Below are 1247 nucleotides of genomic sequence, written 5' to 3' on the forward strand. Positions count from 1 at the left end.
TTGCGCCTGGCCAGGCGGTAGTCGGACCTCTCATCAGCGCATCCAACGGCGCCTCCCGGGCCCGGTGACACCACCCCCAGGTCATCCGTTCGACAGGGAGGAACAGTCATGCCGGGCCCGGAGGCCAGCGGTCCCCTTGCAGGACCGCGAAGAAGATAACGGGGGCTGAGTAGGAGGCGGCTGGCGTGACCGGGGTGGTGATGGAGCGGTCGCCTTCGGCGCGCCCCTGGTTGGGTAACGAACCAGCTCGCGGATCGCCCATAGCGGTTGGGTGAGGGACTGCAGGGTCGGCCTGGCGCCGTCCGCGGAGGCCGTGGATTTTGTTCCAGCGTTCGCGGGTGCTGCTCGCGTACTCCGCCGGGGCGGGGCGGGTTGATGGTGACCCAGCAGCCGGCGTGCGCGCGGACCTCAAGCAGGACTCTGTCGCACAGGTTGCGCCAGAGGTGCCATCGGTCGCTGACCTGCATCGCGTTGGGCGGGGCACGACGGACGGCCTGGGCGTAGTTGGCCGTTCCGTCCCGGCACGACCACGACACCGCAGCCAGGACCCCAGGGCGGTCACCGGTCTCGGCGTCCATGTGGTCGTGGTGTATCGGCGCTGGCGGCACAGGGAGAAGTCGTCCACGCCGATCACCCACGGGATCGCCTGCTGCGGCAGCGGCAGGCGCCGCAGATAGCGCGGTGAGGCGAGCGGCCGCCCGGCCGCATGACTCCCGCGCCACCTGGGATATGTGGCGGCCAGCCGCACCGTGCGGCGATGACGGCGCTCCAGCAGTTCGGGATTCTGCTCGCGGCTGGCCTGCCGTCGGCAGTCCGGGACCGGGCAGACCAGCAGCCGTACGCGCAGGTGGACGACGACTTGGCGGCCGTCGACCGACACGTCCGTCACTGTTCGGCTGTGGTACCCGTGCACCTTAGCCGCCGGCGTTCCGCAGACAGGACACGGCACCGCCACATCCGGGGTGCGAGCCATGATCACCACCGAGTCACCCCGTCCGCCACGTCCTCGACGACCAGCACTGAGAGCCAGAAAAACACCGTGGCCATAAGGGAGTTGGCATCCATCACCAGATCATGATCACGGACGGATACTCAACGTCACCGCCGACTACGGACCAGAGCCATTCGCTTGACAGACCCCGGCGCAGTAGTTCGGCGCCGTTCTCCTCGAACTCGCGGCCGCTCATGGCGTCCATCGAGGCCATGACTACGGCGAGAGGCCGGCCCTCTCGCGGGGCTTCCAGCCT

At 69.0% G+C, this 1247-nt stretch carries 2 pseudogenes; both read right to left on the minus strand.

Annotated features, from left to right (window positions below):
• Positions 1-298: 298 nt before the first annotated feature.
• Positions 299-1038: pseudogene (locus tag AB0959_RS52965) on the minus strand (transposase family protein); the annotation flags it as partial.
• Between the two features lie 26 nt (positions 1039-1064).
• Positions 1065-1247, minus strand: a pseudogene (locus AB0959_RS52970) (hypothetical protein); the annotation flags it as partial.

This window comes from Streptomyces sp. NPDC046862 (assembly GCF_040704615.1).
Lineage (GTDB): Bacteria > Actinomycetota > Actinomycetes > Streptomycetales > Streptomycetaceae > Streptomyces.